The organism is Micromonospora sp. NPDC093244 (genome assembly GCF_040683695.1).
Taxonomy (GTDB): Bacteria; Actinomycetota; Actinomycetes; order Mycobacteriales; family Micromonosporaceae; genus Micromonospora.
The window spans coordinates 324,409-351,081 of sequence record NZ_JBFBEO010000004.1 but is presented as its reverse complement, the minus strand read 5'-3'; the positions used below and the strand labels follow the sequence as shown (position 1 = coordinate 351,081).

The 26,673-nt window shown below is 71.5% G+C and carries 28 protein-coding genes; 18 read left to right on the top strand and 10 right to left on the bottom strand.

Annotation, left to right across the window (positions count from 1 at the left end; all coding sequences use genetic code 11):
* Positions 1 to 74: 74 nt before the first annotated feature.
* Together AB0N27_RS22460 and AB0N27_RS22455 are read left to right on the top strand one after the other, a co-directional pair.
* Complete coding sequence (locus tag AB0N27_RS22460) at positions 75 to 1,358, top strand: MFS transporter (protein ID WP_364373020.1); 1,284 nt, start codon at positions 75 to 77, stop codon at positions 1,356 to 1,358.
* A gap of 47 nt (positions 1,359 to 1,405) precedes the next feature.
* Positions 1,406 to 2,680, top strand: a complete 1,275-nt coding sequence (locus AB0N27_RS22455; RefSeq protein ID WP_364373017.1) for an MFS transporter — start codon at positions 1,406 to 1,408, stop codon at positions 2,678 to 2,680.
* A 375-nt stretch (positions 2,681 to 3,055) separates the two neighbouring features.
* On the opposite strand, the gene AB0N27_RS22450 is transcribed toward AB0N27_RS22455, so the two are convergent.
* Complete coding sequence (locus tag AB0N27_RS22450) at positions 3,056 to 3,379, bottom strand: hypothetical protein (RefSeq protein ID WP_364373014.1); 324 nt, start codon at positions 3,377 to 3,379, stop codon at positions 3,056 to 3,058.
* Positions 3,380 to 3,404: 25 nt separating this feature from the next.
* Here AB0N27_RS22450 and AB0N27_RS22445 point away from each other — a divergent pair, with 25 nt between their 5' ends.
* The gene (locus tag AB0N27_RS22445; RefSeq protein ID WP_364373011.1) at positions 3,405 to 4,109 is read left to right on the top strand and encodes a hypothetical protein; all 705 of its coding nucleotides are present in this window, start codon (positions 3,405 to 3,407) and stop codon (positions 4,107 to 4,109) included.
* Positions 4,110 to 4,228: 119 nt separating this feature from the next.
* On the opposite strand, the gene AB0N27_RS22440 is transcribed toward AB0N27_RS22445, so the two are convergent.
* Both AB0N27_RS22440 and mshA read right to left on the bottom strand, forming a co-directional pair.
* Positions 4,229 to 4,744 (bottom strand): YbjN domain-containing protein, encoded by a 516-nt coding sequence (locus tag AB0N27_RS22440; RefSeq protein ID WP_364373008.1) that lies wholly within the window; start codon positions 4,742 to 4,744, stop codon positions 4,229 to 4,231.
* 74 nt (positions 4,745 to 4,818) lie between these two features.
* Positions 4,819 to 6,288, bottom strand: coding sequence for a D-inositol-3-phosphate glycosyltransferase (gene mshA / locus AB0N27_RS22435; protein WP_364373384.1), 1,470 nt, complete (start codon positions 6,286 to 6,288; stop codon positions 4,819 to 4,821).
* A gap of 98 nt (positions 6,289 to 6,386) precedes the next feature.
* Between mshA and AB0N27_RS22430 the strand changes: the two genes are divergently transcribed.
* Both AB0N27_RS22430 and AB0N27_RS22425 read left to right on the top strand, forming a co-directional pair.
* A complete protein-coding gene (locus AB0N27_RS22430; RefSeq protein WP_364373005.1) occupies positions 6,387 to 7,157 on the top strand; it encodes an SDR family oxidoreductase in 771 nt (256 codons plus the stop codon).
* Positions 7,154 to 7,942 carry a class I SAM-dependent methyltransferase gene (locus AB0N27_RS22425; RefSeq protein WP_364373002.1) on the top strand — a complete coding sequence of 263 codons (789 nt, stop codon included), beginning with the start codon at positions 7,154 to 7,156 and terminating at the stop codon, positions 7,940 to 7,942. Before AB0N27_RS22430 ends, AB0N27_RS22425 begins: the two co-directional genes overlap by 4 nt.
* 177 nt (positions 7,943 to 8,119) lie before the next feature.
* Here AB0N27_RS22425 and AB0N27_RS22420 read toward each other — a convergent pair whose 3' ends face one another.
* On the bottom strand, positions 8,120 to 9,202 hold the full coding sequence (locus AB0N27_RS22420) for a UDP-N-acetylmuramate dehydrogenase (protein WP_364372999.1): 1,083 nt from the start codon (positions 9,200 to 9,202) through the stop codon (positions 8,120 to 8,122).
* Between the two features lie 69 nt (positions 9,203 to 9,271).
* Here AB0N27_RS22420 and AB0N27_RS22415 point away from each other — a divergent pair, with 69 nt between their 5' ends.
* The 8 genes from AB0N27_RS22415 (at position 9,272) to AB0N27_RS22380 (ending at position 17,344) form a co-directional block, all read left to right on the top strand.
* A complete protein-coding gene (locus AB0N27_RS22415; protein WP_364372996.1) occupies positions 9,272 to 10,030 on the top strand; it encodes a maleylpyruvate isomerase family mycothiol-dependent enzyme in 759 nt (252 codons plus the stop codon).
* Positions 10,031 to 10,211: 181 nt separating this feature from the next.
* On the top strand, positions 10,212 to 11,519 hold the full coding sequence (locus AB0N27_RS22410) for an extracellular solute-binding protein (RefSeq protein ID WP_364372993.1): 1,308 nt from the start codon (positions 10,212 to 10,214) through the stop codon (positions 11,517 to 11,519).
* A 68-nt stretch (positions 11,520 to 11,587) separates the two neighbouring features.
* On the top strand, positions 11,588 to 12,586 hold the full coding sequence (locus tag AB0N27_RS22405; RefSeq protein ID WP_364372990.1) for a sugar ABC transporter permease: 999 nt from the start codon (positions 11,588 to 11,590) through the stop codon (positions 12,584 to 12,586).
* Positions 12,583 to 13,416, top strand: coding sequence for a carbohydrate ABC transporter permease (locus AB0N27_RS22400; protein WP_357993537.1), 834 nt, complete (start codon positions 12,583 to 12,585; stop codon positions 13,414 to 13,416). The genes AB0N27_RS22405 and AB0N27_RS22400 overlap by 4 nt, the downstream gene beginning before the upstream one ends.
* Positions 13,413 to 14,792 (top strand): GH1 family beta-glucosidase, encoded by a 1,380-nt coding sequence (locus AB0N27_RS22395; RefSeq protein ID WP_364372985.1) that lies wholly within the window; start codon positions 13,413 to 13,415, stop codon positions 14,790 to 14,792. The genes AB0N27_RS22400 and AB0N27_RS22395 overlap by 4 nt, the downstream gene beginning before the upstream one ends.
* A 20-nt stretch (positions 14,793 to 14,812) precedes the next feature.
* Entirely contained in the window at positions 14,813 to 15,820 is a 1,008-nt protein-coding gene (locus AB0N27_RS22390; protein WP_364372982.1) for a LacI family DNA-binding transcriptional regulator, read from the top strand.
* Between the two features lie 212 nt (positions 15,821 to 16,032).
* Complete coding sequence (locus tag AB0N27_RS22385) at positions 16,033 to 16,446, top strand: RidA family protein (RefSeq protein WP_364372979.1); 414 nt, start codon at positions 16,033 to 16,035, stop codon at positions 16,444 to 16,446.
* Between the two features lies 1 nt (position 16,447).
* Positions 16,448 to 17,344, top strand: a complete 897-nt coding sequence (locus AB0N27_RS22380) for a GNAT family N-acetyltransferase (protein ID WP_364372977.1) — start codon at positions 16,448 to 16,450, stop codon at positions 17,342 to 17,344.
* A 111-nt stretch (positions 17,345 to 17,455) separates the two neighbouring features.
* On the opposite strand, the gene AB0N27_RS22375 is transcribed toward AB0N27_RS22380, so the two are convergent.
* Together AB0N27_RS22375 and AB0N27_RS22370 are read right to left on the bottom strand one after the other, a co-directional pair.
* Positions 17,456 to 17,971 carry an O-acetyl-ADP-ribose deacetylase gene (locus tag AB0N27_RS22375; RefSeq protein ID WP_364372974.1) on the bottom strand — a complete coding sequence of 172 codons (516 nt, stop codon included), beginning with the start codon at positions 17,969 to 17,971 and terminating at the stop codon, positions 17,456 to 17,458.
* A gap of 1 nt (position 17,972) precedes the next feature.
* A complete protein-coding gene (locus tag AB0N27_RS22370) occupies positions 17,973 to 18,764 on the bottom strand; it encodes an EI24 domain-containing protein (protein WP_364372971.1) in 792 nt (263 codons plus the stop codon).
* A gap of 197 nt (positions 18,765 to 18,961) precedes the next feature.
* On the opposite strand from AB0N27_RS22370, the gene AB0N27_RS22365 reads away from it, so the two are divergent.
* The 5 genes from AB0N27_RS22365 to AB0N27_RS22345 are packed head-to-tail and all read left to right on the top strand — an operon-like array spanning position 18,962 to position 23,527.
* On the top strand, positions 18,962 to 19,870 hold the full coding sequence (locus AB0N27_RS22365) for an ABC transporter ATP-binding protein (RefSeq protein ID WP_364372968.1): 909 nt from the start codon (positions 18,962 to 18,964) through the stop codon (positions 19,868 to 19,870).
* 12 nt (positions 19,871 to 19,882) lie between these two features.
* Positions 19,883 to 20,617 carry an ABC transporter permease gene (locus AB0N27_RS22360; protein WP_364372965.1) on the top strand — a complete coding sequence of 245 codons (735 nt, stop codon included), beginning with the start codon at positions 19,883 to 19,885 and terminating at the stop codon, positions 20,615 to 20,617.
* 11 nt (positions 20,618 to 20,628) lie between these two features.
* On the top strand, positions 20,629 to 21,897 hold the full coding sequence (locus AB0N27_RS22355; RefSeq protein WP_364372963.1) for a sensor histidine kinase: 1,269 nt from the start codon (positions 20,629 to 20,631) through the stop codon (positions 21,895 to 21,897).
* Positions 21,894 to 22,535 (top strand): response regulator transcription factor, encoded by a 642-nt coding sequence (locus AB0N27_RS22350; protein WP_364372960.1) that lies wholly within the window; start codon positions 21,894 to 21,896, stop codon positions 22,533 to 22,535. Before AB0N27_RS22355 ends, AB0N27_RS22350 begins: the two co-directional genes overlap by 4 nt.
* Positions 22,536 to 22,558: 23 nt before the next feature.
* Positions 22,559 to 23,527, top strand: coding sequence for a YafY family protein (locus tag AB0N27_RS22345; RefSeq protein ID WP_364372957.1), 969 nt, complete (start codon positions 22,559 to 22,561; stop codon positions 23,525 to 23,527).
* Here AB0N27_RS22345 and AB0N27_RS22340 read toward each other — a convergent pair.
* The 4 genes from AB0N27_RS22340 to AB0N27_RS22325 form a co-directional block, all read right to left on the bottom strand.
* Positions 23,518 to 24,432: an SDR family oxidoreductase gene (locus AB0N27_RS22340; RefSeq protein ID WP_364372954.1), complete on the bottom strand. Its 915-nt coding sequence runs from the start codon at positions 24,430 to 24,432 to the stop codon at positions 23,518 to 23,520. The genes AB0N27_RS22345 and AB0N27_RS22340 overlap by 10 nt on opposite strands.
* A gap of 257 nt (positions 24,433 to 24,689) precedes the next feature.
* On the bottom strand, positions 24,690 to 25,427 hold the full coding sequence (locus tag AB0N27_RS22335) for an alanyl-tRNA editing protein (protein WP_364372951.1): 738 nt from the start codon (positions 25,425 to 25,427) through the stop codon (positions 24,690 to 24,692).
* An 11-nt stretch (positions 25,428 to 25,438) separates the two neighbouring features.
* Positions 25,439 to 26,326: an alpha/beta hydrolase gene (locus AB0N27_RS22330; RefSeq protein WP_364372948.1), complete on the bottom strand. Its 888-nt coding sequence runs from the start codon at positions 26,324 to 26,326 to the stop codon at positions 25,439 to 25,441.
* Entirely contained in the window at positions 26,323 to 26,637 is a 315-nt protein-coding gene (locus AB0N27_RS22325; RefSeq protein WP_030327754.1) for a DUF2516 family protein, read from the bottom strand. Before AB0N27_RS22325 ends, AB0N27_RS22330 begins: the two co-directional genes overlap by 4 nt.
* Between the last annotated feature and the right edge of the window lie 36 nt (positions 26,638 to 26,673).

The window sequence follows — 26,673 nt, the reverse complement described above, 5'->3', positions numbered from 1 at the left end:
CTCGATCAACGCGCCACTAGGGTCGTAAGGCGCTGTAGTCAGACCGGTCATTACCATTGCAAGCGGGGCACGACGTGCGGACGATGCGGAGCTGGTTCCGGGACACCACAGGTGGCCTACCGACCACCTTCTGGTACCTGTGGACCGGGACCCTGATCAACCGGCTCGGCTCGTTCGTCCTCGTCTTCCTCGCCATCTACCTGACCCAGGAACGCGGGTTCTCCGCCTCCCAGGCCGGCCTGGTGCTGGGGTTGTGGGGCGTCGGCGGCGCGGTAGGCACCACCGCCGGCGGGACGCTCGCCGACCGGTGGGGACGCCGACCCACGCTGCTGACCGCCCACGTCGGCGCGGCAGCCATGATGCTCGCGCTGGGCCTGGCCCGGGACCTCTGGGCGGTGGCGCTGGGTGCCCTGCTGCTCGGCCTGTTCGCCGAGGCGGCCCGACCCGCGTTCGGCGCCATGATGATCGACGTGGTGCCGGCGAAGGACCGGCTGCGGGCGTTCTCACTCAACTACTGGGCGATCAACCTCGGCTTCGCCTGCGCGGCGATCCTCGCCGGCCTGGCCGCGCAGGCGGACTACCTGCTGCTGTTCGTGGTCGACGCCGGCACCATGCTGATCACCGCGCTGATCATCTTCGTCAGGGTGCCAGAGACCCGCGACGCCGGACCCGCCGCCGGAGTCACGGCACGGGCCCCGCGCGGTGCCCTGCGGACGATCCTCAGCGACCGCGTCTACCTCGGGTTCGTGGCGCTGAACCTGTTCGCCGCGCTCGTCTTCCTCCAGCACATCTCCATGCTGCCGATCGCCATGGGCGACGACGGCCTGAGCCCGGCCACCTACGGCTCGGTGATCGCGCTCAACGGCATCCTGATCGTGGTCGGCCAGCTTTTCGTACCCCGGCTGATCCGGGGCCGCAGCCGCTCCCACGTGCTCGCGCTGGCCGCCGTGGTGATGGGGGTCGGTTTCGGGCTTACCGCGTTCGCCGGCACCGCCTGGTTCTACGGCCTCACCGTGCTGATCTGGACGGTCGGCGAGATGCTGAACTCCCCGTCCAACTCCACCCTGATCGCCGAGCTGTCCCCGGCCGAGCTGCGGGGCCGCTACCAGGGCGTCTTCTCCCTCTCCTGGCAGATCGCGGGCGCCAGCGCGCCGATCCTCGGCGGCCTGGTGCGCGAGCACGCCGGCAACGACACACTCTGGTACGCCTGCGCGGTGATCGGCGCCCTGACGGCGGTGGCCCATCTGGTGTCCGGGCCGGCCCGGGAACGGCGGGCCGCCGAGCTGCGCCGCTCCGGTGAGGCATTGGCCCCGGCGGGCACCGCCCGGACGACGCAGCCCACCGAGGCGGTCGCCTGAACCACCCGCCCCGATACTGTTAGGAAGCCGAACTGTAGGGAGGTCGGGTGCGGGCGCTGCGCCAATGGTGGGACGACACTGCCGGCGGGCTCCCCGCCACCTTCTGGTACCTCTGGGCCGGCCTGCTCATCAACCGGGCCGGCGCGTTCGCGATGCTCTTCCTGTCGCTCTACCTCACCGACGCGCGCGGAGCCAGCGAGGCGGTGGCCGGCACGGTCGTCGGCGCGTACGGTGCCGGCGGGGCGGCCGGTTCGTTGCTCGGCGGGGTACTGGCCGACCGCTGGGGCCGCCGGGCCACTCTGCTCGCCGCGCACCTGGTCACCGCCGGCCTGATGGTCGCGATGGCGTTCAGCCGGCCACTCGGGCTGATCGCGGCGCTGGCCGCCATGGCCGGGGTGGCGCACTCGATGTCCAGCCCGGCCCTCGTCGCGGCGATCGTCGACGTCGTGCCCGCGCACCGCCGCTCCCGCGCGTTCAACCTGCAGTTCTGGGCGTTCAACCTGGGCATGGCTGCCGCCTCGTTGCTCGCCGGCCTACTGGCCGAGGCGAGCTTCACGGCGCTGTTCCTCGTCGACGCGGGCGCCACAGTGACCGCCGCCGCCGTCATCGCCTGGAAAGTGCCGGAGACCCTGCGACGGGCCGCACCGGCCGTCGATCTCGGGCCACCTGCCCACTCCGGCCGGACCCGCCGTCCCGGCCTGCACACCGCGCTCACCGACCGGACCTTCCTGACCTTCGTCGGGCTCACCTTCGTGCTGGCGGTCCTCACCCTCCAGACCTCGACGATCATGCCGCTGGCGATGCGGTCGGACGGTCTGGGCCCGTCGGCGTACGGGTTGGTGGCCGCCCTCGGCGGTGCGTTGATCGTCATCGGGCAACTGTTCGTGCCCCGGCTGATCGACAGGCACCGCAAGGACGTGGTGCTGGCGGTGTCCACCGCGCTGCTCGCGCTCGGTTTCGGTGTGCTCGCCGTCGCCGACCACCTCGCGATCTACCTCGGCGCCGCCGTCATCTGGACGGTCGGGTCGATGCTCGCCGCCCCACCCAACGCGCAGATCAACGCCGACCTCGCGCCGCCGCACCTGCGGGCTCGGTACCAGTCGGTCTTCTACCTGACGTTCCCGGCCGCCGCGTTCGTCGCTCCCACGCTCGGCGGGGTGAGTCTGCAGTACCTCGGTGACCGGCACTGGCTCATCGTCGGCGGGCTGGGGCTGCTGGCCGCGCTCGGCCACCTGCTCGCCGGGCCGCCCCGGGAGCGGCACGTCGCCGCGCTGCGCCGGGCCGCGGGCCGGGAGCCGGCGGATCGCGTCCCGACCGCCTGAGGGGGTACGCACGACGCAAAGCGCCCACCACGTCCCGAAGGTCATGGTGGGCGCCCGCCGGTGGGGCCGGCGGCGGCGGGCAACACTCACCCCCGTAAGCATCGCCCGCTCACGCCGCCGGTCCAAACAGGTGGCCACCGTCCCCCAACGGTTTGTCCACCCGTCCCCTCGCACCTCGCCTGGTGCGCGGATCTGATCGATCCGCCGCTCCCCCGAACGTTTCCAAGCGTGGCGCGGTGCAATAAAGTTAGTTCGCCCGGATTCTGGATTCAACCCAGACCGGCTGTCTCGCCGATCACAACTGGCGAGTATCCCCAGTTCGGGCGTCGCTCTCTGGCAACAGCCGCATACCCCTGCGGCATTCCCGCAAACACCTCACCCGTCCTCACGATCGGGTGACTCGGTCCGGAAGAAATTGCTCTGCCGGCCGTCCCGCATCTGCTCCTGGTAGATCAGGTTCAGCCGTCGCAGGTCGAACGTGTGGAACCACTCATCCCAGGTGATTTCACGGATCCGGCTGCTCTCCCGGTAACCGGGAATGTTGAACGTCAGCACCCCGGCCCGGCCGTCCCGTTCGGTACCGGCGATGGTGGCCGGCTTCGCACCACGCTCCCGGGCCCACCGCTGGATCACCTCGTGGTTCGCGGTGATCAGACTCCGACCTGGCCGCTCCGGCCGGTCGGCGATCGACGAAATCACCTGCGAACTGCGGACCGAGCGGCCGGTGCCCCGACCGGTCCGGATCCCACCGGCGGCCGTACCCCCTGTCGACCGGGTCGTCGCGCGCTTCGCGGGCGCCCGCTTCGCCGCCGGGCGTGCCGGAGCCTTGCGTGCCGGCGCCTTACGCGCGGGCGAGCCCGCCGTCGACTTCCGCGCGGCGGTGGTCCGCTTCGCGGCGGTGGTCTTCTTCGCCGCAGTGGTTTTCTTCGCCGCAGTGGTCTTCTTCGCCGCCGTGGTCTTCTTCGCGGCGGTGGTCCTCTTCGTCGCCGTCGTTCTCTTCGCGGCGGTGGTCCTCTTCGCCGCCGTGGTTCTCTTCGCGGCGGTGGTCTTCTTCGCGGCGGCGCGCTTCGCCGGCGCGCTCTTGTTCGCCGGTGCCGCCTTCGCCCGGCTCGACGCCGGCCGTGCCGCCGCCTTCTTCGTCGCGGCGGCGCGACCCGCCGACGCCCTGGTACCGCCGGCCCGACCCGCCGGGCCGGTGCTGCCCCGGCCCGCGCCGGCCCGCATCGATCGCACCAGCTGTTTCACAAGTTCCGGCTTGCGCAGGGCGGAGATCCCGGAGACACCGCGCTTGCGCAGTTGCCCCCGGATGTCGTCCACCCGCATCCGGGAGATCTCCGACTCGGAGACTCCAGGAGTACCAGGCGTCTGGTTACCTGCCTGTCGTTTGGTCCTGGTCGCAGTTCCGCCGCGACCCGAGCTGTTCCGCTGAGCCATGGGACGCTCCGCTCCTCGACACTCCGTCCTCGGCGCGCGGGGGTCCCTGCCGCACCGCGCGGTGCGGCATACCCGTCAGGAGCACTCCGAACCACAGGCCGCGGATCTGATGCGTCAGGTCGGGTCGGGACCGGACCCGGAGGGCTCGAAGAGATGGGCGAACGCGGCCAGATTCGCGGTCGACTCGCCGCGCTTGACCCGCCACTCGTACTCGCGCCTGATGGAGCTGCCGAAGCCGATCTCCAGCATGGTGTCGAACGACTCGTCGGAGTACGTGAGCACAGCCCCGAGCAGCCGGTCCAGCTCGTCGGCGTCCACCCCTGCCGGATTGACCCGCCCGGTCAGGTACACGTCGCCCACCGCGTCGGTGGAGAACGAGACGCCGTACATCCGGGCGTTGCGCTGCAACAGCCAGGCCCACAGCTCCTCGCGTCGCTCGTCCGGCTGGCGCATCACGAACGCCTCGACCCGCAGCGCGTGCTCACCCACGATCAGGTTGCAGATCGTCTTGAGCTTGTGGGTGCCCGGCAGGGTAACGGCGTACGAGCCGGGGCCCGTCGACTCCCAGGCCAGGTCCCGCTCGGCGCAGACCGACTCGATAAGACTCGCAAGATCGCTCTTCGGGCTCACCGGACCCACTCTACGACCGACGCGGTCACCCCACCCGGCGACGACCGGCGGCGCAAGTCACCAGGAGGCGGCGATCACCAGGAGCAGGAGAGCGCCGAATCGCCCACCAGGTCGGCGGCGAGGCGGGTGCGGTGCGCGTCGATCGCCTCGCCGTACACGTCGAGCAGGCCGGCGACCGTCCGTTCCCAGGAGAAGTGCCGGGCGTGCTGCTCGGCGCCCCGGGCCAGCGCGGCGCGGCGGGCCGGGTCGGGCAGCAGACGGCCCAACGCGAGCGCCCACTCGACCGGGTCGTGCCCGTCGATGAGCACCCCGCTCACCTGGTCGCGTACGGCGGTGACCAGCCCGCCCACGGCGGCGGCCAGCACCGGCGTGCCGCAGGCCTGCGCCTCCAGCGCCACCAGCCCGAACGATTCGTTGTGCGACGGCACCGCGACCACGTCGGCGGCCCGGTACAGCGCCGGCAGGTCGTCCCCGGTACGCGGCGGCAGGAACCGCACCCGGTCGGTCACCCCGAGCGTGGCGGCCAGCTCGATAAGCGCGGTCGGCCGGTCCAGGCCGCTGCCACTGGGACCACCGCAGATCACCACTGTCACCTGGCCGGCCAGGGCCGGATCGCGCTGTCGCAGCGCGGCCACCGCCCGGATCAGCACGTCGGGAGCCTTGAGCGGCTGGATCCGACCGACGAAGGCGACCACGTACCCCTCGACCGGCAGGCCCAGCCGGCGACGGGCGTCGCGGGTGGCCGCGGACCGCTCGCCCGGCACGGGCCGGAACCGGTCCAGGTCGACGCCCGGCTGCACCACGCTCACGCGGGCCGGGTCGGCGTCGTACCGATCGACAAGGTCGGCGGCCTCCACGCGGGTGTTGGCGACCAGCCGGTCCGCCTCCGCCACCACCTGCTCCTCGCCGATCACCCGGGCCTTCGGCTCCGGCCTGTCGTCGGCCGCGAGCTGGGCGTTCTTGACCTTCGCCAGGGTGTGCGCGGTGTGCACCAGCGGCACGCCCCAGCGCTCCTTGGCCAGCCAGCCGACCTGGCCGGAGAGCCAGTAGTGGGAGTGGATCAGGTCGTAGTGACCGGGCGGGCGGGACGCCTCGGCCCGCAGCACCCCTGCCGTGAAGGCGCAGAGCTGCCCGGGCAGCTCCTCCTTCGTCAGCCCCTCCAGCGGCCCGGAGGTGATGTGCCGGACCTGCACGCCGGGGGCCATCTCGACCACCGGAGGCAGGTCGCCGGAGGTAGCCCGGGTGAAGATCTCCACCTCGACGTTGGCCTCGGCCAGCCGCCGGGCGACCTCCAGGATGTAGACGTTCATCCCACCGGCATCACCCGTGCCGGGTTGGTGCAGCGGTGACGTGTGCACCGACAGGGTGGCGATCCGGCGGGGCCGGGGCCACGGTCGGGCACCTCGCTGACGACCGACGCCGGTGTGCATTTCCGCCACGTCCGCTCCTCTGTCACGGTTGATGCCGTCCCGCACGACCGGCGCTTCTCGGTCAACCTGTACGCCGGATGTCATCTTCCCCATCGGGCTACGGAAATGCGCCAGCGCGCCCGCCCGGGGTGACGGACCTCATCACCGGACGCCCGTCGATGCGGGCGACGCCCGGTCGGAGGCGGCCGCGCGGCCGGGGTGACAATGGCCCGATGACCTCTGTCGCCATCGTCACCGGAGCGTCCAGCGGGATCGGCGCGGCCACCGCCCGTCGCCTGGCCGCCGAGGGTTTCCACGTACTCGCCGCCGCCCGCCGCGCCGACCGGCTCGCCGACCTCGTCACCGAGATCACCGCCGCCGGCGGGCAGGCCACCGCGGTGACCTGCGACGTCACCTCGGACGAGTCGGTCGCCGGGCTGGCTGAGGCCGCCGCGCAGGCGCCCGGCCCGGTCACCCTGCTGGTCAACAACGCGGGCGGCGCGCGCGGGCTGGACCCGGTGGAGTCCGGCTCGATCGGCGACTGGCAGTGGATGTACGACGTGAACGTGCTCGGCACCCTCCGGGTCACCCAGGCACTGCTGCCGGCGCTGGAGGCGTCCGGCAACGGCACCATCGTGGTGGTCTCCTCCACCGCAGGCCTGACCGTCTACGAGGGCGGAGGCGGCTACACGGCCGCGAAGCACGCGCAGACGGCCATCGCGGGCACGCTCCGGCTGGAGTTGTGCGGCCGACCGTTGCGGGTCGTCGAGATCGACCCGGGCATGGTGAAGACCGACGAGTTCGGGCTGGTCCGCTTCGACGGGGACGCCGACCGGGCCGCCGCCGTCTACGCCGGAGTGCCCGACCCGCTCGTCGCCGACGACGTGGCGGACTGCATCGCCTGGTGCGCCACCCGCCCGCAGCACGTCAACGTGGACCGGCTTGTGGTCCGGCCACGGGCGCAGGCGGCCCAGCACAAGGTTCACCGGGTCGGCATGGGATGAGCCCGGCGGCGCGACGCCGACCGCTCGGAGTGGTCACCCGGGGTACGACAAACCCGAACCGGCTCCGCCGAGTGGACAACTGGATCGTCGCGACCTGCGCCGACCTGCTGCGGGACACCGCCGATCCGCTGGTGGTCGACCTCGGCTACGGCGCCACCCCGGTCACCGCCGTGGAACTGCGGGCCCGGCTGGCCGCGGCGGTACGTCCCGACGTACGCCTGGTCGGGCTGGAGATCGACCCGGCCCGGGTGGCCGCCGCCGCGCCGGCCGCCGACCCACCCGGGCTGACCTTCGCCCGCGGTGGGTTCGAACTGGCCGGGCTCCGGCCGGTGCTGGTCCGCGCGTTCAACGTGCTGCGCCAGTACGACGAGACCGACGTGACCGACGCCTGGCGGACGATGACCGCCGCGCTCGCCCCCGGCGGGGCGCTCGTCGAGGGCACCTGCGACGAGCTGGGCCGACTCGCCAGCTGGCTGCTGATCGACGCGGACGGCCCCCGGACGCTGACAGTGGCCGCGAAGCTCACCACGCTGGGCAGCCCCGCCGAGCTGGCCGAGCGGCTACCCAAGGCGCTGATCCACCGCAACGTCCCAGGCGAACCGGTCCACGACCTGATCCGGGCCCTGGACGACGCCTGGCAGACCGCCGCCCCCTACGCCACCTTCGGCCCCCGCCAACGCTGGGTACGGGCGGTGACCCACCTGAAGAACACCGGCTGGCCCGTCCTGCACACCCCCACCCGCTGGCGCCAAGGCGAGCTGACCCTCCCCTGGCCCCTCCCCTAACCGGCCCCAGCCCCAGCCCCAGCCCCAGCCCCAGCCCCAGCCCCAGCGATCTTGCGGTTTCGGTAGGCGTTCTGCCGCTCCGCTCCCGTTATGTCGCGACAGAAACTGCAAGATCGCGGCGTGACCCCCGGGAGGGAGGGAGGGAGGGAGGGAGGGCGGGCGGGAGGGAGGGCGGGGTCAGAGGGTGCAGTTGATGAGGACTGGTTCGGGGTGGAGGGTCACGCCGAAGCGGGCGTACACCTCGTCGCGGATGGTGGCGGCCAGGGTGAGCAGGTCAGCGGTGCTGGCGGTGCCGCTGTGGTTTATGAGGGCAAGGGTGTGTTTGCCGGAGATGGCCACGCCGTCCGGGCCGGGGTGCCCCTTCGCGAAGCCGGCCTTGTCGATCAACCAGGCGGCGCTCACCTTGACCATGCCGTCCGCGCCCGGCCAGTTCGGCGGGTCACCCAGGTCGGCGGCGCGTTCCCGTAGCGACTCGTACGTCGCCGGGTCGAGCACCGGGTTGGTGAAGAAGGAGCCGACCGAGCGGGTGTCCGGGTCGGCGGCGTCGAGCACCATGCCCTTGCCGGCGCGCAGGCGCAGCACGGCCGCGCGGGCGTCGGCTAGCGCCACCCGGTCGCCGACCTCGACGCCGAGCGCCCGGGCCAGTTCGGCGTACCGCACCGGGCCGGAGAGCGGGGACCTGGCGAGCCGGAAGTCGACGGAGAGGACCACCCAGCGATCCCGGTACTTGAAGATGCTGCCCCGGTAGGCGAATCCGCAGTCGGCGGCGGGGATGAGGTAGCGGGTGTCCTCGGCCCTGTCGTACACCTCGACTCCGACGATCGTCTCGGCGACCTCCTGGCCGTACGCGCCGACGTTCTGGATCGGGGTCGCGCCTGTCGAGCCGGGGACGCCGGAGAGGCATTCCAGGCCGGCCCAGCCGTTGGCGACGGTGGCGGCGACCAGGTCGTCCCACGGTTCGCCGGCCTCGACGCGTACGGTGACCGAGGTGGCGTCCTCGGCGACGACCCGCAGGCCCCGGGAGCGCACCAGGACGACGGTGCCGGCGAAGCCCGTGTCGCTGATCACCACGTTGCTGCCGCCGGCCAGGACGAGGATCGGTTCCTCGGCGGCCCGGACGGCCCGGACGATCTCGTCGGAGCTGGTCGCGGTCACGATCCGCCCGGCCGGCCCGCCCATCCGCAGCGTGGTGTAGCTGGCCAGTGGACCAGGGATGGCACGATCGGCTTCGGTTGTCGGCTGGGCGTAGGCGTCTGACACGTCTTTCACCTTAGGCTGAGGAGTAGCCGTGGCACCCACTGGTCGCCCGGCACCCCCGGGAGGATGGCGATGAGCAGACTGCAGGGCAGCAAGGATTTCTGGATCGGTGCGCTCCGGGCGGAGGGGCCCGCCTTCGCCGCGGCGGTGGCCGAGGCGCCGCCGGAGACACCGGTGCTGTCCTGTCCGGGCTGGACGGTCAACGATCTCACCTTGCACCTCGCCGGTATCTACCATTGGGTTTCTTCGTTCGCCGGTTCCGGTGTGACGAGCGCTCCGCCCCGCCGGGAACCTGTCGAGTTGGCGTCCGGTGTGAGCCCGTTGCAGTTCTGGCAGCAGGGCTACGAGAAGGTGATGACCGCCTTCGACGGTCTCGACCCGGAGGCGCCGGCGTGGAACTGGGCCCCGCAGCCGAAGCGGGCGGGTTTCTGGCCGCGCCGGATGGCGCACGAGACGGCTGTGCACCGCTGGGACGCGCAGCTCGCCATCGCCGCCGGTGAGCCGGTGGAGGCGAAGCTCGCGGCGGACGGGGTGAGCGAGGTGCTTGACACGTGGCTGCCGGCGGGCCGGCGGCAGGTGCCGGGCGACTGGCACGGCGTGGTGCAGCTCGCGGCGACGGACGCGGACCAGGAGTGGTATTTGCGGCTGCGCGGCCAGGGGGTAGCCCTGTTGGACACGGCGACCATCCTCGACCACGACGATCACCACGCCCGGGCGCAGGTCACCGGCACCGCGAGCGATCTGCTGCTGGCGCTCTGGGGTCGGGTGAGCTTCGAGACGTTGGACGTCACCGGGGACCGCACGCTGCTCGACGGTCTGCGTACCGGCTGACCGGACCGCCACGGCGCGGGCGTCACCTCACGGGGTGACGCCCGCGTCCGTGTTCCCGGGCTCTCCCGAAACTTCGAGAGAGCGCTCTCTTGACAAGCGTCGGACCTAGCCATCACCCTCCTCTGAGAGCGCTCTCTCACCTATACCGCCATCGACCACCTTGAGAGGGGTCCGAATCCCCATGGCAGTCTTCCCGCGCCGCCGCCTCGCAGCGGTGGCCCTCGCCGCCACCACCGCCCTGCTCGTCACCGCCGGCTGCGGCAGCGGCGACGAGCAGGGCGGAGACGGACCGGTCACACTGACCGTCGACGTCTTCGGCCAGTTCGGATACGAGCAGCTCTACCAGGAATACATGGCCGCGCACCCCGACGTGAAGATCGTCGAGCGGGGCACCGGCACCAACCTCGACGAGTACTCGCCGAAGCTCACCCAGTGGCTCGCCGCCGGCCGGGGCGCCGGCGACGTCGTCGCCATCGAGGAGGGCCTGCTGGTCGAGTACAAGGCCAACCCCGGCAACTTCGTCAACCTGCTGGACCACGGCGCCGCCGACCTCAAGGGCAACTTCCTCGAGTGGAAGTGGAACGCCGGCCTGACCGCCGACGGCAAGCAGCTCATCGGCCTCGGCACCGACGTCGGCGGCATCGCCATGTGCTACCGCAAGGACCTCTTCGAGAAGGCCGGCCTGCCCACCGAGCGGGACGAGGTGTCCAAGCTCTGGCCCACCTGGCAGGACTACATCGCCACCGGCGAGAAGTTCACCGCGGCCAAGACCGGGGCGTCCTTCCTCGATGCGGCCACCAACACGTTCAACACCATCCTGTTGCAGACCGCCGGCAACAGCAGCGGCTACAGCTACTACGACACCAGCGAGAAGCTGGTCGTCGACAGCAACCCGGCGGTGCGGCAGGCGTACGACACCACTATGGACATCATCGACTCGGGCCTCTCCGGCAAGTACGGCTCCTGGTCCGAGGAGTGGGTGTCGGCGTTCAAGCAGTCGAAGTTCGCCACCATCGCCTGCCCGGCCTGGATGACAGGCGTCATCGAGCAGAACTCCGGCCCGACCGCCAAGGGCAAGTGGGACATCGCCCGGGTGCCCGGCAACGGCGGCAACTGGGGTGGCTCGCACCTCGCCGTGCCGAAGCAGAGCAAGCACCAGGCCGAGGCGATCGAGCTGGCCAAGTTTCTCACCAGCGCCAAGGGACAGATCGGCGCGTTCAAGGCCAAGGGCCCGCTGCCCTCCTCGCCGCAGGCGCTCGACGACCCGGCGATCACCGGCGCGAAGAACGCGTACTTCTCCGACGCGCCGGTCGGCTCGATCTTCGGCAGCGGGGCGAAGAGCCTCAAGCCGGTCTACATGGGCCCGAAGAACCAGGCCGTCCGCACCGAGGTGGAGAACGCCGTACGGACCGTGGAGCTGGGCCAGCGTAACCCCGCCCAGGGCTGGACGGACGCGGTGAACAACGCCAAGAAGGCCGCCGCCAAGTAGCCCGAGCGAGCGTGCGGGCGGGCCTCGGAAGCCGGGTCCCGCCCGCGCGACGAAAGGAGTTCTCGGGCATGGCCGTCCAGCTCGACGCCCGTCCGCCGGTCACACCGGCAACCGGTAACCACCGCCAGTCCTCGGGTCGGTTCAGCCGCCTCGACACCCGCTTCTCGCCGTACCTCTACATCGCCCCGTTCTTCCTGATCTTCGGCGTCTTCGGGGCGTACCCGCTGGCGTACACCTTCTGGGTGTCGCTGCACGACTGGGACCTGCTCGGCACCGACCACCCGTTCGTCGGCGCGGAGAACTACACCCGGCTGCTCGCCGACGTCGACTTCTGGCACGCGTTGGTCAACACGCTGGGCATCTTCGTGATCTCCACGGTCCCGCAGTTGCTCGCCGCGCTCTGGCTGGCCAACCTCCTGAACCGGGGGCTGCGGGCCCGTACCGGCTGGCGGATGGCGGTGCTCGTCCCGAACGTCACCTCCACGGCCGCCGTGGCGATCGTCTTCGGGGTGCTCTTCGGCCGCGAGTTCGGCATGATCAACTGGCTGCTCGACCTGGTCGGGATGGACGCCATCGAGTGGAAGTCCAACCGGATCGCCTCCTGGGTGGCGATCTCCGCCATGGTCGACTGGCGGTGGACCGGCTACAACGCGCTGATCCTGCTGGCCGCGATGCAGGCCATCCCCCGCGACCTGTACGAGGCGGCGGCGATCGACGGCGCCAGCCGGGCGCGGCAGTTCTGGTCGGTCACCGTGCCACTGCTCAAACCGACGATCATCTTCTGCGCCATCATCGCCACCATCGGCGGCCTGCAGCTCTTCACCGAACCCCGGATGTTCAACTCCGGCACCAACCCGATCCGGGGCGGAACGATGCGCGAGTCGCAGACCCTGACCATGTACATGTTCGAGAACGCATTCGCCCCGCACTACAACTTCGGGTACGGCTCGGCCGTGGCCTGGCTGCTCTTCGCGCTCATCGCGATCGTGGCGGCGGTCAACGTGCTGATCCTGCGCCGACTCGGCGGCGGAGCGCGTCCCAGCGCCCGGAAGGGATCCACCCGATGAGCCGGCTCTGGCGGGCCAGCCCGCTCACCTACCTGGCCCTGGTGTTCGCCGCAGTCCTGTCGATCTTCCCGATCTGGTGGATGTTCGTCGTCGCCAGCCGCAGCAACGACGCGATGGGCCAACTGCCACCCCCGGTCACCCCCGGCGGCAACCTGGGCGCGAACATCGCCCGACTGTTCGACAACACCGACGCGTACTTCCTGACCGGGCTGATCAACTCGGCGATCGTCGCGACCACGGTGACCGTCTCCGTGGTGTTCTTCTCCAGCCTGGCCGGGTTCGCCTTCGCCAAGCTGAGGTTCCGGGGCCGCAACGCCCTGCTGCTGGTGATCATCGCGACCATGATGGTGCCGACGCAGCTCGGCGTGATCCCGCTCTACCTGCTCATGACCAAGCTTCAGTGGAACGACAGGCTGCCCGCGGTGATCGTCCCGGTGCTGGTCACCGGGTTCGGGGTGTTCATGATGCGGCAGTACGCCGGCCAGGCCATCAGCGACGAACTGATCGAGGCCGCCCGGATGGACGGCTGCGGCACCGCCCGCATCTGGTGGCACGTGGTGGTTCCCGCACTACGCCCGGCCGCCGCAGTACTCGGTCTGCTCACGTTCATGACCACCTGGAACGACTTCCTGTGGCCGTACGCTGTGCTGAACGACCCGGCAAACCCGACCGTGCAGCTCTCCCTGCGGGCGCTGTCGGACGGCTACTACCAGGACATGTCGCAGGTGTTCACCGGAACTGCCATCGCGACGCTGCCCCTGCTACTGGTCTTCGTGCTGTTCGGCCGTCAGATCATCGGCGGGATCATGGAAGGTGCGGTCAAGGCGTGAACGAGATCCGTTTTCCCGAGCATTTCCTCTGGGGGGCGGCCACCGCCGCGTACCAGATCGAGGGCGCCGCCCACGACGACGGCCGCGGTCCGTCCATCTGGGACACCTTCAGCCGCACACCCGGCAAGGTGTACCAGGGCCACACCGGCGACGTCGCCTGCGACCACTACCACCGGTACGCCGACGACGTGGCACTGATGGCCGACCTGGGGCTGCGGGCGTACCGCTTCTCGGTCTCCTGGCCCCGGATCCAGCCCGACGGCACCGGCCCGGCCAACCCGCGCGGTCTGGACTTCTACGACAGGCTCACCGACGCGCTCCTCGAGCAGGGCATCGACCCGATCGTCACGCTCTACCACTGGGACCTGCCGCAGACCCTCGGCGACCGGGGCGGCTGGACCAACCGGGACACCGCCGAGCACTTCGCCACGTACGCCACAGCCGTGTACGCTCGCCTCGGCGACCGGGTGGACGTGTGGACCACCCTCAACGAGCCGTGGTGCTCGGCGTACCTGGGGTACGGCAACGGGGTGCACGCCCCGGGCGAGCAGGACCCGGCGGCGGCGTTCACGGCCGTACACCATCTGCTGCTCGGGCACGGCCTGGCGGCGCGGGCGCTGCGCGCGGCCGGCGCGCGCAGCGTGGGCATCACCCTCAACCCGGCCGACGTACGGCCGGCCGACCCCGACAGCGCGGTGGACGCCGCAGCGGTCCGCCTGGTCGACGGCCTGCACAACCGGATCTTCCTCGACCCGCTGCTGGCCGGCGGCTACCCCGACGACGTCCTCGAGCACGTGGCCCGCATCGTCGAGCCCACGTTCATCCGGGACGGCGACGAGAAGCTGATCGCCGCCCCGATCGACCTCCTCGGCATCAACTACTACGCACCCGGCTACGTGGCGGGTCGGCCGGACGGCGCCGGCAACGCCGCGTACCCGGGCACCGAGGGTGTCGTGCACTTCGTGCCGCCCACCGGACCGCTCACCGACATGGGGTGGATGATCGAGCCGGCCGGCCTGACGCGGCTGCTGGAGCGGATCGCCGCCGACTACCCGGGCGTGCCACTGCTGATCACCGAGAACGGCGCGGCGTTCCCCGACAAGCCAGGCGCCGACTCGCCCGACGGACCGGCGCAGGTGATCGACGCCGACCGGATCGCCTACCTCGACGGGCACCTGCGTGCGGCACACGAGGCGATCGCCCGGGGCGTGGACCTGCGCGGTTATCTCGTATGGTCATTCCTGGACAACTTCGAGTGGGCGGAGGGTTACCGCAAGCGGTTCGGGATCGTGCACGTCGACTACCTGACCCAGCGGCGCACACCGAAGGCCAGCGCCCGCTGGTACCAGGAGGTGATCTCCCGGAACGGGCTGTGACGAGCGGGGGGAGGGTCGCGATGACGACGGCACACCGGCCGACGCTTGAGGCGGTGGCGGCACGGGCAGGGGTTTCCCGGGCCACCGTCTCCCGCGTGGTCAACGGCTCCACCACCGTGGCCGAGCCGATCCGCGAGGCCGTCAACCGGGCCGTCGCCGAGCTGGGGTACGTCCCCAACCTGGCCGCCCGCAGCCTGGTCACCCAGCGCACCGACTCGATCGCCCTGGTCATGCCGGAGGCGGCCACCCGCGTCTTCTCCGACGACCAGGTCTTCCCCGGCATCATCCGCGGCGTCAGCCAGGAGCTGGAGGCGGCCGACAAGCAACTGGTGCTGATGCTCGCCGGCTCACCGGCCGGGCACCAGCGGGTCGAGCGGTACACCACAGGCCGGCACGTGGACGGGGTGCTGTTCGCGTCGCTGCACGGCGCCGACCCGCTGCCCGGCACCCTCGCCCGGCTCGGCATCCCTGTGGTGTGCAGCGGCCGACCGCTCGGCGACGTGCCCGTGCCGTACGTCGACGTCGACCACGTGGGTGGGGTGACTGCCGCCGTCCGGCACCTGATCGACAGCGGTCGCCGACGGATCGCCACGATCGCCGGCCCGCAGGACATGGTCGCCGGCATCGAACGACTCACCGGCTACCGCACCGCAGTGGCCGCCGCCGGACTGCCCGAACTGGTCGCCTTCGGTGACTTCACCCGGGAGTCCGGGGGCGCGGCGATGCAGCGACTGCTCGCCGAGCATCCCGACCTGGACGGCGTCTTCGCCGCCTCCGACCTGATGGCGCACGCCGCCCTGCGCACACTGCGCGAGGCCGGCCGCCGCGTGCCCGAGGACGTGGCGGTGGTCGGCTTCGACGACATCGAGACCGCCGCGTACACCGAACCGCCGCTGACCACCGTCCGGCAGCCCATCGTCGAGATCGGCCGGCGGATGACCCGGCAACTGCTCCGCCTCGCCGCGGGCGAGGAGATCGAGCAGGCGGTCATGCTCCCCACCGAGCTGATCCGACGCGCCTCCGCCTAATCCCGCCCCCGCGCGCCCCGCACGCCCCGCGCGCCCCGCACGCCCCGCGCGCCCCGCACGCCCCGCGCCCCCGGCAAGATCCGCGCAACTTCCGGGTTGTTGCTGCCTCCCGGCGTCGTGAGGCAGCAACAACCCTGAACTTGCTGCCTGCGCAGGGGGTGGAGGGATTTATTGCGTCGCACTTGGGGGCGGTTGTGGTTAGCCTCCCCGGCATGCCGGATCCTGTTGCGCTGCTGCACGTGCCCGCGCTCTCCGACGTCGCCGAGTACGCCTACGCGGCCACCGTCGACGCACCCGCCCGGCTGGTGTTCACCGCCGGGGCATGCCCGCTGGACACCGAGGGGCGCACTGTCGCGCCGGGAGATCACGCGGCGCAGGCCCGGCAGGTGATGACGAACCTGACGACCGCTCTCGACGCGGCCGGCGCGCGGCTGACCGACGTCGTGAAGACCACCGTCTACGTGGCGTCGTCGCAGCAGAAGGACCTGGTCACCGTCTGGGAGGTGGTGCGGGCCTTCTTCGGCGACCACGACCCACCCAGCACCCTGCTCGGGGTGACGGTGCTCGGCTACACCGACCAGCTCGTCGAGGTCGAGGCCGTCGCCGCCGTACGGACGGGGGCCTGACATGCGTATCCGTGTGGCGCAGCCGGACGATGCCCAGGCCGTGGTGGCCCTGCGGGCGACCGTCTACCCGTACCTGGTGCGCGGGGTCGAGTCGACCCGGAAGATGATCGCTGAACCGCCGCCCGAGGGGGGTTGGACCGCCTTCGTGGCCGAGGTCGACTCCCAGGTGGTCGGGTGGGTGTCGGCCCAGCGCGTCCACTGGACCTCCACGCCGGACTTCGGTGAGCTGAACCTGCTGCATGTACACCCGGAACACCGGCGACGCGGCATAGGCAACGCCCTGCTGAGCGCCGCGACCGCCCACCTCAGGCCGCTGGGAGTCCGCCAGGTGCGGGGCACGGCACAGCCCGAAGCGCTCCCGTTCGCCCGTCAGCACGGCTACGAGCCCAGCCGGGAGCTGCGCTACTCGGCGCTCGACCTGGCCCCGGCACCCGAGCTGTCCGATTCGCCTCCGGGCGTACGGCTGCACCCGATCGCCGACGTGGACCCGCACCTGCTGTACGCGGCCGAAGTGGCAGCGGCCCGCGACGAACCGGGCGACGTGCCGGTCGACACGATCAGCTACGACATCTGGCAGTACGAGGTGTGGAACAACCTGGGCCTGGACAAGGCGTCGAGCGTCGCCGCCGTGGTCGACGGGGAAGTGGCCGCCTTCAGCCTGGTCAAACGGGACGGTGACCGGATGTGGTCGGACTTCACCGGCAGCGTGGCGGCGTACCGGGGACGCGGGCTGGCACGGCTGGCCAAGACCGCTGCGCTCAGCCGGGCCGCCGCCGACGGCGTACGCGTGGCGTACACCTCGAACGACGAGGCGAACGCCCCGATGCTGGCGATCAACGCACGGCTGGGCTACCGGCCCGTCGCAACCCAGTGGTCCTGCCTCGCCGATCTGAGCTGACCGCCCTGGCTGGTCCGCCGCCCGGGCACCTGCGGGAACGCACGCGAGTGGCTCCCTTGGCTCACATCCCAGTTGTCGGTGATGAGGCAGTGACTGCCGCAGGCGAAGTGATCAGGCGGCGTCGAGGACGCGGCGGGCCGTGGCGTGGGTGTCCGCCCCGAACAGCACCAGGCGAGCCTCGGCGACAGTGGCGGGCCCAGCCGACCGCAGCACCGACAGGGCCTGCCGGACCGCATCGTCGACCGGCCAGCCGTAGATGCCGGCGGAGATCAGCGGAAACGCCACGCTGGCCGCGCCCAGCTCGTCGGCCACCCGCAGGCTGTTGGCGTAGCAGTCGCGCAGCAGCGCCGACCGGTCCTCGCTGGCCGACCACACCGGTCCGACGGTGTGGATGACCCAGCGGGCCGGCAGCTCCCCCGCGGTGGTCGCGACGGCCTGGCCGGTTGGCAGACCCCTGCCGTAGTGGGACGCGCGCAGCGCCCGGCACTCGGCCAGGATGGCCGGTCCACCACGTCGGTGGATGGCGCCGTCGACCCCGCCACCGCCGAGCAGGGACGAGTTGGCGGCGTTCACGATCGCGTCCACCCGCTCGGTGGTGATGTCCCCCTCGACCAGGGTGATCTGCATGTCAGCGCTCCTCGGTCGACTGGCCCAACGACCGGCGGGCCAGCAGGGTCGCACCGGCGACCGCCGCTGGCATGATCAGTACCGCGCCGAGCGGAATCAGGAAGCAGAGGAAGACCGCCACCCCGAAGCCCAGCGCCGCCGGCCGGTCCGCCTTGAGGATCGTGCGGCGCTGCGGCAGCCGCATCCCCCGCCTGTAGAACGGCGCCCCGACCAGCTCCACGGCGAGGAACCAGCCACCGACCGCCGCCCCGATCACCGGTACGACCGTCTGTCCGACCACCGGGATGAAACCGGCCAGGAAGAGCGGGATGCCGACGAGCGCGGTGAGCGCCACCAGGCGTACCGAGTCGGCGGTGCTGCGGCGCAGCGACGACCAGAAGGGCACCTCCACCGCCTCGGGGGTGCCGCCGAGGCGCTCCTCCACCCGCTCGGAGATCTTCTCGTAGAACGGGTCGCCGATGACCAGGGTGACGGCGGTGAAGGTGAGCACGCCGAGCAGCCCACCGAGCCCCAGGAAGGCCAGCCCGGCGATCACCCGGACCAGGCTGCGGCCGGTCGTCGACCAGTCGTCCGCGAACGGGGTGACCAGGGCGGCGAGGTCGTCCACGAAGTACACGAGGGTGGCCAGCGCGGCCAGGAAGAGCGCACCGGAGATCAGCGCCGGCACGATGCCGAGCAGCATCAGCCCCGGGCTGCGGACGTACAGGCCGAGCCCGCGCAGGAGCAGCCCCGCACCGGCGAAGAAGCGTCCGACGACTCCGGTGACCGGGCTGGCGACTCTGCTGACATCCACGATCGAGCAGCCTATCGACAGGTGATCCGGTCCGCCGGGTGGAGCCCTAGCAGCGACTCTTCGCGTCCACATCAACCGGTTGGCGGACGTGGATGATCCACCGGGAACGCCGGGGATCACCGCTGACCAGTCGATTCGCCGCCGGGTCACCCCGACAACCCTTGAGGGGTACGAAGACAGCGGCGAAGGGCGGCACGATGTCGGTCATCGAGGTGACCCACCTGAGGAAGCGGTACGGCGATCTGGTCGCCGTCCAGGACGTGTCGTTCACTGTGGAGGCCGGCGAGATCTTCGGCGTCCTCGGCCCGAACGGCGCCGGCAAGACCACCACAGTCGAGTGCGTCGCCGGGCTGCGCGTCCCAGACGGGGGCGGGGTGTCCGTCCTCGGGCTCGACCCCCGCCGGGACGCGATCCAGCTCCGGCAGCGGGTCGGGGTGCAACTGCAGGAGAGCCAACTGCCGGACCGGCTCCGGGTCGCCGAGGCCCTGGAGCTGTACGCCTCGTTCTACCGCGACCCGGCCGACCCGGCCGCTCTGATCGACAAGCTGGGCCTCGGCGAGAAGCGGAACACCGCGTACAAGAAACTCTCCGGCGGTCAGAAGCAGCGGCTCTCCATCGCGCTGGCCCTGGTCGGCAACCCGGAGATCGCGATCCTCGACGAGCTGACCACCGGGCTGGACCCGCAGGCGCGCCGGGACACCTGGGGGCTCATCGAACAGGTCCGGGACAGCGGAGTGACGATCGTGCTGGTCACCCACTTCATGGAGGAAGCGGAGCGGCTCTGCGACCGGGTCGCGGTGATCGACCGGGGGCGCGTCGTCGCCCTGGACAGCCCGGCGGGCCTGGTGTCGGCGGTGGCTCCCGAGCAGCGGATCCGGTTCCGGCCGTCCGCCCCGGTCGACGACCGGCTCCTCACCGACCTGCCCGAGGTTTCCGCCGTGCAGCGCACCGGCAGTCAGGTGGTGGTGACCGGCACCGGTGACCTGCTGCACGCCGTCACCTCGGTGCTCGCCCGCCACCAGATCGTCGCCGCCGACCTGCGGTTGGAGCAGTCCACCCTCGACGACGCCTTCGTCGAGCTGACCGGGCACCGGCCCGTCGACTGAAGAGAGGCAACCATGCACGCCTTCCGTCAGATCCTGAGGATCGAGGCGCGGCTCTACCTGCGGGACCTACCGAACCTGCTCACCATCGTAGGGCTGCCCACACTGATCATGGTGGTGATCGGGTTCATCCCCTCGCTCCGCGAGCCGGATCCGAACTTCGACGGGCAGAACTTCGTCAGTTACTTCGCCCCGTCGCTGTTGGTGGCCACCCTGGCCATGGTGGGGGTGAACACGATGCCCATGGCGATGGCCACCTACCGGGAACGCGGCGTGCTGCGTCGGCTGGCGACCACTCCGGCGCACCCGGCCGCTCTCCTCGCCGCCCAACTGGTGGTGGCCCTGGCCGCGATCCTGGCCAGCGCGCTGCTGCTCATCGTCGTCGGCCGGTTGGCGTTCGGGGTGCCGTTCCCCCGGCACCCGCTCGGCTTCGCCCTGGCGTTCGTCCTCGGCACGGCGGCGCTGTTGGCGCTCGGGCTGCTGGTCGCCGCCGTCGCCCGCACGACGAAGGCGGCTCAGGCCCTGGCCGTGCCGCTGTTCCTGCTCACCATGTTCTTCGGCGGGGTCTACCTGCCCCGGTTCCTGCTACCGGACGCCGTGGCGCGGATCGGCGACTACACGCCGCCCGGGGTGCAGGCGCTCCTCGATGCCTGGACCGGCCCCTCGCCCCAGCCGCTGCACCTGGCGATAATGGCGGTGATCGCCGTGGCGGCCGGCGCCGGCGCGGCGAAACTGTTCCGCTGGGAGTGAGCGGAGATGCGATGACCAGCAGCGGCGGGCACGACCGTCTGACCAGGTGGCGGGAGCACGAGGCGATCCTCTACCGCGTGGTTCCCTACGGCGGGCTGGCTCTGGGCACCGTGCTGGCCCTCCTCGCACCGGCACCCCACGGCCTCGGAGTGTTGCCCACCCTCGCCGTCGCTGTGGCGGCCGGATGCTGGGTCGCCTGGTTCGTCACAGTGCACCCGGAGTGGCAGAGCCGGCGCACGCTGATGGCGGTCTACTACGCCGGGTTGATCACTTTCAGCGCCGCACTGGTGGCCGCCAGTCCGTGGTACGGCCTCTTCGCCTGGATCGGTTACATCCACGCCTTTCCGGTCCTGCGCAGGCGCTGGCGGATCGCCGGAGTGACAGCCACTGCCGTCCTCGTCGCCACCTCCCAGGGCGGTGGCCTGGCGATAGCGATCGCGCACTGGCCGCTCTGGCTGCTGCTGGTGCTCTTCAACCTGGTGGTGGCCGGCTCGGTGAGCTGGTTCGCGATGATCGCCGAACAGGAGGACGTCAAACGCCGTCGACTGATGGAGGAACTCGGCGAGGCCAACAGTCAACTCACCGAGACGGTCCGCGAGAACGCCGGGCTGCACGCCCAACTGCTCACCCAGGCACGGGAGGCAGGCGTGCTGGACGAGCGCCAACGGATGGCTCGGGAGATCCACGACACCCTGGCCCAGGGACTGACCGGGATCATCACCCAACTGGAGGCGGCCGAGCAGACCCGCGACCGCTCCGCCGACTGGCGGCGGCACGTCGACAACGCGCTCGCACTGGCCCGGGAGAGCCTCACCGAGGCCCGCCGCTCGGTGCGGGCCGTCCGCCCGGAGACGTTGGAGACGGCCCGGCTGCCGGACGCGCTCGTCGAGCTGGGCGGGCGCTGGTCGGCTCTGAACGGGGTACGGGCCGAGGTCGCCACCACCGGTACGCCCCGTCCACTGCACCCGGAGATCGAGGTGACACTGCTGCGGGCCGCCCAGGAGGCGCTGGCCAACGTGGCCCGGCACGCCGCCGCGTCACGGGTCGGGCTGACCCTGTCGTACATGACGGACGTGGTCACCCTCGACGTCCGCGACGACGGGACGGGCTTCGACGCCGCCGGGCAACCGGCGTCCCGCGAGCCGGGCGGCGGGTACGGGCTGACCGTGATGCGGCAGCGGGTGACCCGGGTCGGTGGCGAGTTGGCGGTCGAGTCCGAGCCGGGAGGCGGCACCGCCGTTTCGGCGTCCGTCCCCGCGCTGCCGGGCGGTGCCGGTTGACCGCCCCGATCCGGCTGCTGATCGTCGACGACCATCCGGTGGTGCGCGACGGGTTGCGCGGCATGTTCACCGGCGACCCGGGGTTCGAGGTGGTCGGTGAGGCGGCGGACGGCTCGGAGGCGTTGGCCCTGGTCGCGACGCTGCGGCCGGACGTGGTGCTGATGGACCTGCGGATGCCCGGGATGGACGGGGTGACGGCCATCGGCAGGTTGGCGCGCTCCGGCAACACCGCCCGGGTGCTGGTGCTCACCACCTACGACACGGACGCGGACGTGCTGCCGGCGATCGAGGCCGGTGCCACCGGCTACCTGCTCAAGGACACGCCCCGCGAGGACCTGGTCCGCGCCGTACGGGCCGCCGCCCGGGGTGAGTCGGTGCTCGCGCCGAGCGTCGCCGGCCGGCTGATGGGCCGACTGCGCGCACCTGCCGAGGAGCCGCTCAGCCAGCGTGAACTGGAGGTGCTCACCCTGGTGGCTCGCGGCGCCTCCAATCGGGAGGCGGCTGCTCGACTGTTCATCAGCGAGGCCACCGTCAAGACGCACCTGCTGCACCTGTACGCCAAGCTCGGGGTCAACGACCGGGCCGCCGCGGTCGCCACCGCGTACGACAGGGGGCTGCTGACCCCCGGCGGGCGCTGAGCCGGGCCGGGCAGGATGGGCGGGTGCGCGCGTCCCGATTGATCTCGCTGTTGCTGCTGCTACAGGCGCGCGGGTCGATGACCGCGGGCGAGCTGGCGCGGGAGCTGGAAGTCTCCGAGCGGACCGTCTACCGGGACGTGTTGGCGCTGTCCGCCGCAGGCGTGCCGGTCTATGCCGACAGGGGGCGCGCTGGCGGGTACCGGCTGCTCGGTGGTTACCGGACCAGGCTGACCGGGCTGAACCGGGACGAGGCGGAGGCACTCTTCCTCGCGGGCCTGCCCGGACCGGCCGGCGACATGGGACTCGCCAACGCGGTGGCCGCCGCCGAACTGAAGGTGCTCGCCGCGCTGCCGCCGGCCCTGCGGGACGCCCCGGCCCGTGCCGGGCAGCGGTTCCACCTGGACGTGCCGGGCTGGTTCCGGGAGACCGGACCGCCGCCGTGGTTGGCCGATCTGGCTCGGGCGGTCTGGGCCGACCGGGTGGTGGAGGTGCGCTACCGGCGCGGCGACCGGGAGGTGACCCGCCGGGTCCAGCCGTACGGGCTGATCCTCAAGAGTGGCGTCTGGTATCTGGTCGGCCGGGTAGGTGACGACACGCGCACCTACCGGGTCGACCGGGTCACCGGCGTCGAGGTGGGCGACGAACAGTTCGAGCGCGACGAGGGCTTCGACCTGGCCGGGCACTGGCGCGAGCAGGCCGGCTCGTTCCTGCGGACCATGCTGCGGGCCGAGGTCACCGTCCGGCTCAGCCCCGCCGGCCTGCGCCAGCTCCGGCACCTGGTCGATGCCCCTTTCGTGTACGACGAGATTCTCGCCGCCGCCGACGAACCCGACGGGCAGGGCTGGGTGGTGGCCCGGCTGCCCGTCGAGTCCGTCGAGGTGGCGTACCACCAGTTGCTGGGGCTCGGCCCCGAGGTGGAGGTCCTCGAACCGCCCGAGCTGCGGCGGTTGTTCGCCGAGGCTGCCGAGCGTTCCCGGGCCCTCTACCGGTAGCCGGTCACGTCTGCCGGTTTGCCGGCGTCCACCACCTCCACGATGTACCGGAAGCCCTCCGGCTGGCTGCCGTCCAGGTCGGTGAACCCGTACACCTTCGACAGCGTGCCCGCGTCGACCGACTGGCCGTTCCAGCGGGCCCTCTCCTCGTCGGCGGCGAGCGCGGCCACCGCGCGCCCGACGAAGGCGGGGGTCTCCGAGATGAGGAAGTTCGGGTCGGTGGCGGCGCCGTCGCGCCAGTTCTCCTCGGTCACGCCGAAGTGCTCCAACATCGCCTCGGAGCGGATCCAACCGGGGGTGAGCGCGACAGCCGTGCAGCCGTGCGGCTTCAGCTCGTGCGCCTGGCTGAAGGCGAGCCGGTTGACCGAGACCTTGGCCAGGTCGTAGAAGACCGACAGCCGGTAGTTGTCGTCGTTGTACGCCTTGGTGCCGTCGCCCATCTCCACGAGCAGGCCGCCGGGCCGGCGGATCAGCAGCGGCAGGGCGAAGTGGCTGGTGATGATGTGGGTGTCGATGGCCAGTCGCAGGGTCCGGAAGCCCGCCTCCAGCGGCTGCTCCCAGACCGGCTTGTCCCAGGTGACAAGCGGGTCGCCGCCCCAGATGTCGTTCACCAGCACGTCGAGTCGGCCCTGCTCGGCGTCGATCCGGGCGACGAGGTCGCGGACCTGGTCGGGCACCAGGTGGTCGACCTGGACGGCGATGCCGGTGCCGCCGGCCGCGGTCACCAGCTCGGCTGTCTCCTCGATGGTCTCCGGCCGGTCCATCTCCGAGCGGCCGGCGCGGCTGCTGCGCCCGGTGGCATACACGGTGGCACCGGCGGCGCCGAGCTGGACCGCGATCTGCCGGCCGGCACCCCGGGTGGCGCCGGCGACGAGCGCGATCTTTCCTGTGAGCGGTTGCGTCATACCGGCGAGGTTGTCAGCGATACCTGACAACCAGCGTCCGAATTACCAGACCGCTCTGGCGAACCGCGGGAGACCTCGGCGCTCCCTGTAGAGCTGCCCCACAAACGGGGCGCGGCGCTGGCGGACACTCGCCTTCCGCACCGCGCCCCATATCTGAGGCAGCTCTACAGGGCCATTGCAGGTATCCGGCCGCCCGGCGACCTCTGCCGCATCAGGGCGAGGAGCTTCTCCACCGTGTTCCAGTTGCGCACCGTGCCTCAGTCAACCAGGCGGACGCGGACCCGGCGGTTGGCTCGGCCCTTGCTCTCCACCTTCACGACCTGCACCTTGCCGATCTGGGCGGTGGACGCGACGTGAGTGCCGCCGTCGGCCTGCACGTCCAGGCCGACGATGTCGACGATCCGGACCTCCTGCTCATCCGCGGGGATGAGATTGGACTGGGTACGGATGATGTCCGGCAGGGCCAGCGCCTCGGTGCGCGGAAGCACCCGGGTGGCGACCGAGCGGTCGGCGGCCACCTCGGCGTTGACCAGCTCCTCGATCCGACTCTTGAAGTCGGGCGGGACCTCGGGGAGGTTGAAATCCATCCGGGCCTCACCCGGTTCCATCGAGTTGCCAGTCACGAGCGCGCCGAAGTCGCGGAACACCACACCGCAGAGCACGTGCAGCCCGGAGTGGGTACGCATCAACCGGGTCCGGCGCTCGTCCTCCACGGCGCCGACGACCTCGGTGCCGACCGGCGGCAACGGGTCACCCTCGGCGGGGATCAGGTACGGGTCGTCGCCCTTGCGGGTGCCGACGATCCGGGTCTGCACGCCCTGCCACAGCAGCACGCCGTGGTCCGGTGGCTGACCACCGCCGCCCGGGTAGAACGCCGAACGGTCCAACACGATGCCCTGCTCCGGGTCGGCGTGCAGAACCGTGCACGTCCACTCGCGCAGGGTCGGGTCCGCGAGGTCCAGCCGGTGCGTCCGGCCATGTTGTGTGACGCCCATGACAGGGCAGGCTACTCGTTGAGGAAGCCGGAGATGCGCTCACGCAGGTCGGCGCGTTCCGACCAGAGCACGCCGGGGCGGTCGTACACGTGCAGGGTGGCCTGGGGCAGCGCGGCGGCGAGCCGCTCGGCGACCTCGACCGGGTGCAGGTCGTCGCCCGCGCAGCCGATCACCAGCGCCGGCGCGGTGACCGCCGCCAGGGCCGTCGCGTCGCGCAGCGGCGCCTGATCCGGCAGGGTGGCCAGGCCGTCGGCGAGACCGTCGCGGAGCAGCTGGTCGAGCCGCTGCCGCAGGTACGCCCAGCCGGCCGGAGTGTTCCGTACCGCCGCCGGCAGCTCCAGCGACACGACATCGGCCACCGCCGAGGCGTCCCCGCTCTCCACCGCCTCGATCAGGTCGGTGACGCGCTCCCGGGCCACCGGCCCGCGTGGCTCGTCGAGCACGGCGGGCAGGAAGAAGACAAGCTTCTCGAAGCGTTCCGGGCTCTCGGCCAGCAGCCGGCAGAGGGCGCCCGCGCCGAGGCTCGCCCCGAACGCCCGATCCGCACCCGTGAGATCCGCGACCGCGCGCAGGTCCCGGGCCAGGTCCAGGTACGTCCATGGGCCGTCCGGGGCGTCCGAACGGCCGTGCCCGCGGAACTGGAAGAACACCTTCCGGCCTGTCACGCCGCTGCCGAACGGGCGGGTGGTGGCAATGCCGTTGCCCAGCCCGTGCGCGAACACGGTGACCGGATCACCGGTGCCGGTGACCAGCCGCTCCAGGCGTACGCCGTGCGGGGTGGTGACCAGTTCGGTCTCCGGCTCCGGTAGCGCGGGCCGGCCGGTGCGTGGCCCGCCCGGGCCGGGGCCCCAACTGCGGGGCCCGCTGTCCGGTGGGGGCGGCCAGCGGAAACCTCTCACCAGAAACCTTTGCCGTCACTGAGGTCGCGCAGGCCGACCCGGACATCGAGCAGGTAGATGAGCGCGGCGGCGATGCCGATCAGTCCGAAGAGACTGATCGGACCGAAACCGAGCAGGGTGAGCACGAGGCAGACCGCCAGGATAGCGATCCAGCCACCCTTGGGCAGCGTCCCGATGGCGGGGAAGGCGTCGGAGCGCTGCGTGACGGCGTGCACCAGTGCGACGCCCTGGATGATCAGCGCGAAGACGAGCAGGATCAGCTCGATCACGTAGCGGACTTCAAAGGCGAAGATCGGCGCGGCGTTGGCCATGCCGGCAAGCTTATGTCGGCGACCCCGGCTTCGTCC

Bases quoted from the DNA above. Each gene is read 5' to 3' on its own strand.
- AB0N27_RS22430 (WP_364373005.1), top strand. From the start codon at position 6,387: ATGACCTCTGTCGCCATCGTCACCGGAGCGTCCAGCGGGATCGGCGCG.
- AB0N27_RS22425 (WP_364373002.1), top strand. From the start codon at position 7,154: ATGAGCCCGGCGGCGCGACGCCGACCGCTCGGAGTGGTCACCCGGGGT.
- AB0N27_RS22415 (WP_364372996.1), top strand. From the start codon at position 9,272: ATGAGCAGACTGCAGGGCAGCAAGGATTTCTGGATCGGTGCGCTCCGG.
- AB0N27_RS22410 (WP_364372993.1), top strand. From the start codon at position 10,212: ATGGCAGTCTTCCCGCGCCGCCGCCTCGCAGCGGTGGCCCTCGCCGCC.
- AB0N27_RS22405 (WP_364372990.1), top strand. From the start codon at position 11,588: ATGGCCGTCCAGCTCGACGCCCGTCCGCCGGTCACACCGGCAACCGGT.
- AB0N27_RS22400 (WP_357993537.1), top strand. From the start codon at position 12,583: ATGAGCCGGCTCTGGCGGGCCAGCCCGCTCACCTACCTGGCCCTGGTG.
- AB0N27_RS22390 (WP_364372982.1), top strand. From the start codon at position 14,813: ATGACGACGGCACACCGGCCGACGCTTGAGGCGGTGGCGGCACGGGCA.
- AB0N27_RS22385 (WP_364372979.1), top strand. From the start codon at position 16,033: ATGCCGGATCCTGTTGCGCTGCTGCACGTGCCCGCGCTCTCCGACGTC.
- AB0N27_RS22380 (WP_364372977.1), top strand. From the start codon at position 16,448: ATGCGTATCCGTGTGGCGCAGCCGGACGATGCCCAGGCCGTGGTGGCC.
- AB0N27_RS22375 (WP_364372974.1), bottom strand. From the start codon at position 17,971: ATGCAGATCACCCTGGTCGAGGGGGACATCACCACCGAGCGGGTGGAC.
- AB0N27_RS22365 (WP_364372968.1), top strand. From the start codon at position 18,962: ATGTCGGTCATCGAGGTGACCCACCTGAGGAAGCGGTACGGCGATCTG.
- AB0N27_RS22360 (WP_364372965.1), top strand. From the start codon at position 19,883: ATGCACGCCTTCCGTCAGATCCTGAGGATCGAGGCGCGGCTCTACCTG.
- AB0N27_RS22355 (WP_364372963.1), top strand. From the start codon at position 20,629: ATGACCAGCAGCGGCGGGCACGACCGTCTGACCAGGTGGCGGGAGCAC.
- AB0N27_RS22340 (WP_364372954.1), bottom strand. From the start codon at position 24,432: ATGACGCAACCGCTCACAGGAAAGATCGCGCTCGTCGCCGGCGCCACC.
- AB0N27_RS22335 (WP_364372951.1), bottom strand. From the start codon at position 25,427: ATGGGCGTCACACAACATGGCCGGACGCACCGGCTGGACCTCGCGGAC.
- AB0N27_RS22325 (WP_030327754.1), bottom strand. From the start codon at position 26,637: ATGGCCAACGCCGCGCCGATCTTCGCCTTTGAAGTCCGCTACGTGATC.